Annotated in this window: 7 protein-coding genes; 2 read left to right on the top strand and 5 right to left on the bottom strand. The window is 39.1% G+C overall.

Annotated elements, in window-relative coordinates; genetic code table 11:
• Positions 1 to 169: 169 nt before the first annotated feature.
• On the top strand, positions 170 to 835 hold the full coding sequence (locus RWN13_RS18515; protein WP_314066687.1) for a cyclic nucleotide-binding domain-containing protein: 666 nt from the start codon (positions 170 to 172) through the stop codon (positions 833 to 835).
• Between the two features lie 48 nt (positions 836 to 883).
• Here the strand turns inward: RWN13_RS18515 and RWN13_RS18520 are convergent, their stop codons facing one another.
• The 5 genes from RWN13_RS18520 to RWN13_RS18540 form a co-directional block, all read right to left on the bottom strand.
• Complete coding sequence (locus RWN13_RS18520) at positions 884 to 2,302, bottom strand: alpha-N-arabinofuranosidase (protein ID WP_314066706.1); 1,419 nt, start codon at positions 2,300 to 2,302, stop codon at positions 884 to 886.
• A 131-nt stretch (positions 2,303 to 2,433) separates the two neighbouring features.
• On the bottom strand, positions 2,434 to 3,285 hold the full coding sequence (locus RWN13_RS18525) for a carbohydrate ABC transporter permease (protein ID WP_314066690.1): 852 nt from the start codon (positions 3,283 to 3,285) through the stop codon (positions 2,434 to 2,436).
• Between the two features lie 23 nt (positions 3,286 to 3,308).
• Entirely contained in the window at positions 3,309 to 4,199 is an 891-nt protein-coding gene (locus RWN13_RS18530) for a sugar ABC transporter permease (protein WP_314066692.1), read from the bottom strand.
• Positions 4,200 to 4,277: 78 nt separating this feature from the next.
• Positions 4,278 to 5,537: a sugar ABC transporter substrate-binding protein gene (locus RWN13_RS18535; RefSeq protein ID WP_314066695.1), complete on the bottom strand. Its 1,260-nt coding sequence runs from the start codon at positions 5,535 to 5,537 to the stop codon at positions 4,278 to 4,280.
• An 18-nt stretch (positions 5,538 to 5,555) separates the two neighbouring features.
• A complete protein-coding gene (locus RWN13_RS18540) occupies positions 5,556 to 7,466 on the bottom strand; it encodes a beta-L-arabinofuranosidase domain-containing protein (protein WP_314066698.1) in 1,911 nt (636 codons plus the stop codon).
• Between the two features lie 151 nt (positions 7,467 to 7,617).
• Between RWN13_RS18540 and RWN13_RS18545 the strand changes: the two genes are divergently transcribed.
• Positions 7,618 to 8,499, top strand: coding sequence for an AraC family transcriptional regulator (locus RWN13_RS18545; protein WP_314066700.1), 882 nt, complete (start codon positions 7,618 to 7,620; stop codon positions 8,497 to 8,499).
• The last annotated feature ends 115 nt before the right edge of the window (positions 8,500 to 8,614 follow it).

The following is an 8,614-nucleotide window of genomic DNA, read 5'->3' on the forward strand; positions in this document are numbered from 1 at the left end:
TAAAGAATACCAAGTTTTTCTTTTTTTTGAAGTGACATGTGTCACATTTACAACACATTTACTAGTATTTTACATTCATTTTACATATAAAGCACTAAAAATGTTCGTGTTGTGACATTTCCCATTCTGATATACAATGAAAGAAAAAACTAAGGGGAACCGTCGACTTATGAAAAAAGTAGTGGATCCATTACGCCTATCAACCTATATCACAACCAACCAGTTACAATCCTATTTGGACAATGACTTACCACCCATCTCAGCCCTTTATTCCTTTGAGCAAGACGAGCACCTCATACGGTCTGAAATGCCGTCAGACTACTTGTATTTCTTAGTAGACGGCTCTGTGATGATTTATTCCTATTCATCCGATACCCAAAATATTTGCATCGATCACAGCCAACCAGTGACCCTTCTTGGAGAGGCATCTTCCTTATGGGAATTACTGCCTCAAAGTAATGTCAAAGCAATTTCTCCCTGTATCTGTGTTGGCATTAGCCTAAAAAAACACCGTGACCTTCTTCAACAAGATGTTCGGTTTCTGCAACATATCTGTCAAATTTTGAGTTATCGTTTAAATTCAGGCGTAACACTGGCTAATTCCTTAACAGAGCCTGTTGAAACCCGCCTAGCCAAATTCATTTTAGCCAACTCTAAAGACAATCAATTTTCCTTTCAATTGACTACCTGTGCCTCTATCTTAAACGTGAGTTATCGCCATTTGCTGCGAACCATTACTAGTTTTAGAGATGAACATATTCTAAAAAAAGAAAAGAGTTATTACCTCATTCAAGATATGACTGCTTTAGAAGTCATTGCCGAAAATTTAAGCTAAGTAAACAGCCCTGTCGACATTCAGACAGGGCTGTTTGACTCTTAAAACTTACTTCACTTTCAACCGAACCATATTCCAAGATAGGGGCTTTAGCGATACGCAGAACGATTGTCCTTCCTGATGATAATTATCTACCTCACAGGGTACGACTACTTGCTGATCTTTCGTATTGACTGCTTTTAATGCAAACCCAGCCAATTCACTGGCTTCTAACACCTCTTCAACTACAATGGTATCAACGTCCAAAAAGAGATCCATGACCTCGCTTTGATGACGATTAATTGCAAAAATTGTCACTGTCTGATCATCAACCTGATAAACCGCAACCGAATCAACAAATGGAACCTCTCCAATCCCTTCGACAAAATAATGATTGACCGTCAGCTCGGTTTTTAATGCAGTCCCTCTTCCATAAAGAGAGACCTGCTGAAAGGGATAAAAGGTTGTCTGTTTCCAAGCTGCCCCTTCCTTTTCTGTCATAATAGGTGCAATAACATTTACCAGTTGAGCTAAACACGCAATTTTCACCCGATCAGCGTGCTTTAAGAGAGTAATTAACATAGAGCCCAGTAATAAGGCATCTTCAAAAGTATAAACATCTTGCAGTAAGGGAGGCGCCTCCTGCCACAACACTTGTTCCTTATCTGACTCCAACGTATGATACCAGATATTCCATTCATCAAAGGATAACATCATTTGTTTATCGCTTTGCTTCTCTTCTTGAATCTGATCACAAATAGCCGTGACTTCTTGAATAAACTGCGACATTTCTACAGCTCTTGCTAAATATCTGCCAATATCATCCTCTTGGTTACCGTAATACTGATGAAGAGACAAATAGTCAACATCATCATAGGTATGACGAAGAACCGTCTGTTCCCATTCACCATAGGTCGGCATTTCCCGAAAAGAGCTCCCACAAACTACCAGTTCAATCGTTGGGTCAACTAATTTCATCACCTTAGCGGTCTCTTCTGCCAAACGGCCATATTCCTCTGCTGTTTTATGACCAATCTGCCAAGGGCCATCCATTTCATTACCCAAGCACCAGGTTTTAATGCCAAAGGGCTCTCCTTGGCCATTCGCCTTTCTTAAATCACTCCAATAAGTTCCCCCTGAAAAGTTGCAATACTCCAAGAGATTCCTAGCTTCACTCATCCCACGAGTTCCCAAATTAACGGCCATCATGGCTTCTGAGCCAACTTTTTGACTCCAACTCATAAACTCATGAAGACCAAACTGATTGGACTCAATAGATTGCCAGGCTAAATCTAAACGAACTGGTCGCTTTTCCTTAGCCCCAATTCCATCCTGCCACTCATATCCCGAAACAAAATTTCCTCCTGGATAACGAATCAGCGGTACCTTCAGTTCTTGACAGAGCATCAGAACATCTTGTCGAAAGCCTTCATCATCCGAAATTTTATGATTAGGCTCATAGAACCCTTCATAAACAGCCCGCCCCATATGTTCAAGAAATGAACTGTACAAACGCTCATCAATTGATCCGATTTGATTGTTAAGATTAATCTTACCACCAACCTTCAACACATTTCCTCCTTTTAACTGACAAATTAGTTAACACTCCTAAAAAAATATTAATCTTTCATACCACTGGTTTTCATCCCTGTCACCAAATACTTATTAGCAAACATGTATAAGATCATCGGTGGCACAATCATCAAGACGGCAAAGGCCATTTGCAAATTCCAGGCAGTCATATTCTGGCCACCTTGCAAAGTAAAGGATTGAAGTGAGCCAATAGTTAGTGGTTTCAAACTATCCGTATCTATAAAAATTAAGGGAGCAAATAGTTCATTCCACCAGAAAACTGTTGATAAAACACCAACAGTAATAAAGGTTGGTTTAGCCAACGGTACAATGATTTTAGTGAAAATTTGAAACTTGCTGCAACCATCGATCATTGCTGCCTCATCAATACTTTTAGGAATCGTCTTAAAAAACTGGCGGAATAAAAAGACATTATAAGGATAAGCAAAAAAACTGGGAACAATCATAGGTAAAAAACTGTCTAGCCAACCAAGTTCCCGAAATAAAATAAACTGTGGAATAATCAATGTGACGGTCGGTACCATCATGGTGGCTAAAATCAAACCAAAAATGGTACCCTTCCCCTTAAATTCCATTCGGGCCAGTGGATAAGCGACCAATGAACTAGAAAGCAAGGTACCAAGCGTATTACCTACGATTAAAATCAACGAGTTTTTCATATAGCCCAAGACATTCGTTTGTTTGAATACCTCAATGTAGTTCCCCCATTGGGGATTTTTCGGAAAAATCTGTGGTGGATATTCTGAAATACCATTAAGCGTTTTTAATGAATTGGAAAAGACCCAAAAAATTGGAAAAAACATAAAAATTGCCACTATAATTAATAATAAGTACTGGAATACCTTGATATATCCCTCTAACTTATCTACTTTCATCATCCTACCTCCTACTTAAAACTAAATTAACCATAATTGACTTTTTTATCTCCAAATTTAAACTGGAAAATTGAAATCAGACCGACAATAATAAAGAGAATAAAGGCGAGCGTAGATGCCATGCCCATATCAAATTGTTTAAAGGCTTTTTCATAAATTTCTAGACTAAGCACCTTGGTAACATCTCCTGGTCCGCCTCCTGTCAGCGGGTAGATAATTGTAAAGGCACCATTAAAAGAGTTGACCGTAGCGACAATCGTATTAAATAATAAAATCGGAGAAATGGATGGCAATGTTACGTGGATAAATCGTTGCCAAGCATTGGCCCCATCCAAACTGGCCGCTTCATAACGCTCGATAGGTACTTCTTTCAAACTTGAATTAAAAATCAGCATCATCTGACCTGTGGAAAAAGTAAAAACACTCATCATGCCGACTACGACCCAAACCAAGTTGGTATTTCCAAGCCAGTTAGGACCATCAACGCCAATATAAGACAAAAGATAGTTGACGATTCCCAGTTCATTGTTAAACATTAAAATAAAACAACTAGCCATAACTACTGAAGGCATCACCGCCGGTACAAAAAAGAAGAACTGAAAAACTTTCATAAACCGCAATTTAAAATTTAACAATATAGCTAAAAATAACGACCAAAAAACCGTAATTCCCACATTCAGCAAGGTAAAAATAAACGTTGCCTTTAAAGTGTTGTAAAAGGTTGAAGATGGACTAAACAGCTCCTGATAATTGGCAAACCCAACAAAGCTTGGATTTCCCAGCAAATTCCACTTCGTTAAACTTAAAACAAAAGAGGCAATAATCGGTCCTCCTGTAAAAAGTAAAAAGCCAATAACCCATGGTGAAAGAAACCCAAAGGCCGTCAATTGATCTTCCATTCCTTGCTTTTTTCTCATGTTGTCCCTCCTATTACCATTAGACTTCCCTGCAGATTATTCTCCCCAGGGAAGCTTATACGCACAATTAAACTTACGTTAATCTTCTTTATCAATCTGTTTTTGAGCATTTGGAATCGATTTTTCAACAATCTCATCCAATGACTTAGCCCCTAACAAATAAGAATCAAAATCATTGACCAAACCAGTAGTGACCGATGGGTTAATCAAGGTATAGCCAAACTGGCCTGAATCTGCTGATTCCGTAAAGGTCTCCCAATTACTTGGTCCTGTCTTGCCAGGGTTTTTAAATGCTCCCTGAGCCGCAATCGATTTTAAGGCTGAAGGATTATTGCCCCATTCCGATGTCATGGTTTGCCCCGTCTCACTCATCATAAAGTCGATGAACTTCCAAGCCTCCTCTTTGTGTTTGCTGCTTGAAGCAATTGTGTAGAAACCGGTATGCAGGGTATTGTAATCTCGCTCTTCAGCTGGCAATGGCGCAATATCCCAGTTAAACTCATTGTCCTTGTACATCATGGTCATCCAGCTACCGGTTCTAGTCATCGCCGCACTTCCAGAAGCGAACAAATCGGAAACGGCATCACCCGAAGTAGGCTGTGGCGATACTTTCAGCTCATTAGTCAATTCATTTTGAAATGCCAAAGCTTTTACCAGACCATCTCCTAAAGCTAAATTTCCCTCTTTATCGACAATATCATCGCCTGTTGCACCAATCATGGAATACCACATGCCTCTAAAACTAATGGCATCTGCTCCCCATTGAGTCGTTTTATTCCCTTCCCGCACGGTTAATTTTTCAGCTGCCACTTTAAAATCATCCCAGGTCCAATCAACTGTCGGATAAGCTACACCAGCTTTATCAAACATATCTTTGTTGTAATACATGATCTCTGACGCATAAGCCCAAGGCAAGCCATAGTTGCCACCTGTGGATTCACCAATTTTCTCAACAGCAGGTATAAAATCAGCCACATCAAATGACGCTCCCTTTTTAATATAAGGATCCAGTGACTCAATGGCACCGCTTTGGGCAAACCTTGGCAAATCAGCCTCAAATGATAAAATCACATCTGGGGCATTGCCTCCTATAATCATGGTATTAATCTTTTGCGAATAGTCGCTATCGGCAACTTGAATGCTTTCAATCTTAATGTTAGGGTTTTCTTTTTCAAAGGCCTTAATAATGCCTTCATCAAATTTATCCCAACTGGAAAATTTTAAGGTCACCTTGCCATCCTTGTCAGCAGTTTCTCCTTCTTTTTTACCACATCCCACTAACGCAGAACAGACTAATCCCAAGACCAAAGTCCCTACTACCCATTTCTTTTTACCCATCTTGTCTCCCACTTTCATTTAGTATTTATTCAACCAAACACGCATTTCGCCATAACCACGATTTCCCCAAGCGTAATAAGGTACAGCGGTCAACGTGTTTTTTTCAAATGTCACACCTTTATCATGATACATCTTTGCCGAGTTTCCTGTCATTCGATAACCCGTAAAAGTCAGCGCTCTTCCCTGATACAAAGAAGGCAATACCTGAATTTCAACGTCTGCCAAGTCTTCAATATAAAGACTAGCAAGATCAGCTCCATTGTCCAACTCTTCCACACAATAAATCACTGGTCCTTTTTGAATGGCCACCTTGCCGATATTTTCAATGACTTGTTGATTGGCATAAATTAATCTAGGGGTCATATCAAATTCAAGGGTGATAACGTCAGTATTTTGCCATTTTTCTTCAAGGGTCACATACCCTTTTTCAATCGTCGGTGTCTGTCTTTGCTGATTGACAAAAATGTGAACATTCTCCTTAGTCCACTCAGGAATTCGTAACCGAATCGCTTTTTTTACCATTTCCTTAGTTTCTATCGTTAAATGAATTGACCCACTCCAAGGTAAATCGGACTCAATCTTCAAACCAAAGCCTTCCAATTGGTACTCACAGCTAATGTATTGATGAATCGCAAGAGCCCCAGGCGCTTCACTTAATAGATAGCCATCTAAGGAGGCAATAAACCGAGCTAAATTCGGTGGACAGCAAGCCGTTTTTAACCACTTTTGTCGCTCATAAAGAACGTGCTCTTGATCCTTACGGTGTTTTTGAAATTGATTAATTTCCAAGGGATTGACGTAAAAGAAACGATCTCCTGTCAAATTCATCCCACTAATCGTACCGTTATAAATCAATTTTTCAAAAATATCTCCATACTCACCCGATAACTCAAGTTGCTGCATTTTATTAGCAAAAAATGCTAAGCCAACAGAGGCACAGGTTTCACAGTACATGGCATCATTTGGCAAGTCATGATGACACGTAAACGATTCGCCAATGGCACTAGAGCCTATTCCCCCAGTAATATACATCTGATAGTCCACAATATCTTGCCATAAGCGCTTGACCGTTTCTGTTAATGACTGATCGTCAATTTTTTTTGCCAAGTCCGCTACTGCAGTATAGTAATAGACTGCTCGGACTGCATGACCCACGGCTTGTTCTTGCTGACGAATTGGCAGATGGGCTTGCTGATACTCATAGCCTAAACCAAAATTAATAGCGTGATCATCATTCCAAGTCAAGTCCTTACCTTGCCGTTCTTCTTTTTCACCTTCAAAATAGTTAGGCGTCTTGCCACGTTCTTCAATAAAGTATTTCGCCAATTCCAAATGCATGGGATTGTCAGTGACATCATACATTCTTAACAAAGCCAACTCAATCTCCTCATGACCAGGGTAACCATGACGTTTGCCTAATTCACTGCCAAAGGTTCGATGAATCAGCTCAACAAATTTTTCCATAATCGTCAACAATTGTCGTTTGCCTGTTGACTGATAATAAGCAACAGCCGCCTCGATAAAATGACCAGCACAATATAATTCATGATTGTCTCGTAAGTTCGCCCATTTATTTTCAGGATGCTTTAGCTGATAATAGGTATTTAAATATCCATCCTCTTCCTGAGCCTGCCCAATGACATCGATTAAGCGATCGACCTGATCACTTAATTCTTGATTGGGATACTCCCGCAAACTGTAAGCCACCGTTTCAATCCACTTTGCCACATCACTGTCCTGAAACACTTCACCGTAATACTCTCCTTCAGCTAAACCAGCCGCAATTTCAAAATTCTTCACTGCATGACTTGGCTCAGCATCTGGCAACTGATCGTTTAAGGCTTGCCACTGATACGGAATTACATTTTTTGATACTACCTCCTGGTAGCGACTCCAAAATTCTGATGTTAGTTTGATTGTTTCTAGCATGTGACAACTCCCACTCCATTTCTTTTAAAATAAACATTCAAGCGTTTTCATTTAGCTGATGACTATAGTATAATACACTGAAAGAACAAAAATAAATAATCGATGTCAACTAAAAGTTATAAAATCAAACACAATCCAGGAGGTTTTTCAAATGAACTTAAGTCCCTTGATTTTTTCTATTATTGCTAATCCCTTTCCGATTTTTGTTGAAGGAAACATTGAAACCTACCGCGCCGGACGTCTTCATCCCCGTAGAAAAAACTTAGGTTACTTTGATATGATCATCGTTATCGAAGGCATACTTTTTTTAACCGAAAATGACATTGACTATGAAGTAAAAAAAAATGAAGCCATTGTTCTCTCCCCTGACCACCTGCACTATTCCTACAAAAAAAGTCAGGATAACACCTCTTTTTACTGGCTCCACTTTTACACAGAGTCAGAGTGGCTGGAAAGTCCTAACCCGGTTTTTTTAAATTCAACCTTCAAGATCCCTCAGCTTCATTTTCACAATAAAATCTACACCTTGCACCTACCTAAACACCAAAAAATCAATAACTCGCGTTTCATTATTCAAACTATTACAACAATCTTAGATAACACCAAAAAGAACGATGATTTCACCTTCTTTGAAAATCAAAAATTATTTATCGACTTACTAAAACAGCTCGAGCTTCGTAAAGAACAGCACAATAACTCACAACAGTTAGCTGAGGGAATTAAAGATTTTTTATACAAAAGTCTGGCAGATAAAATCGACGCTAACAGCCTGTCTCAAGAATTTCACTTTCATTATAATTACCTCTCGCGGGTCATGAAAAAATATTACGGCACTACGCCGATTGAGTATTTAAATGAGTTACGCTTGGTCTATGCTGCAGATTTATTGCTACAGACTAATCATTCCATTCAATACATTGCCACTAATGCGGGCTTTCAAACGATTCCCTACTTTTCAAATTGTTTCAAAAAAAAGTATCACTTATCCCCTCGTAATTTTCGTAATAAACACAGCAGTCAAGACATAGACTAGATGGCCGACAGTCTATCAGGGAAATAAATCAACACAAACAAAAAACCTTCAACTTAACACAGAGGCTGCTGAAAAAGTTAAATAATCAAGGTTGTATAAAACGATTTTTGTTTTA

The sequence above is a fragment of the uncultured Vagococcus sp. genome, assembly GCF_963518325.1.
GTDB lineage: Bacteria > Bacillota > Bacilli > Lactobacillales > Vagococcaceae > Vagococcus_D.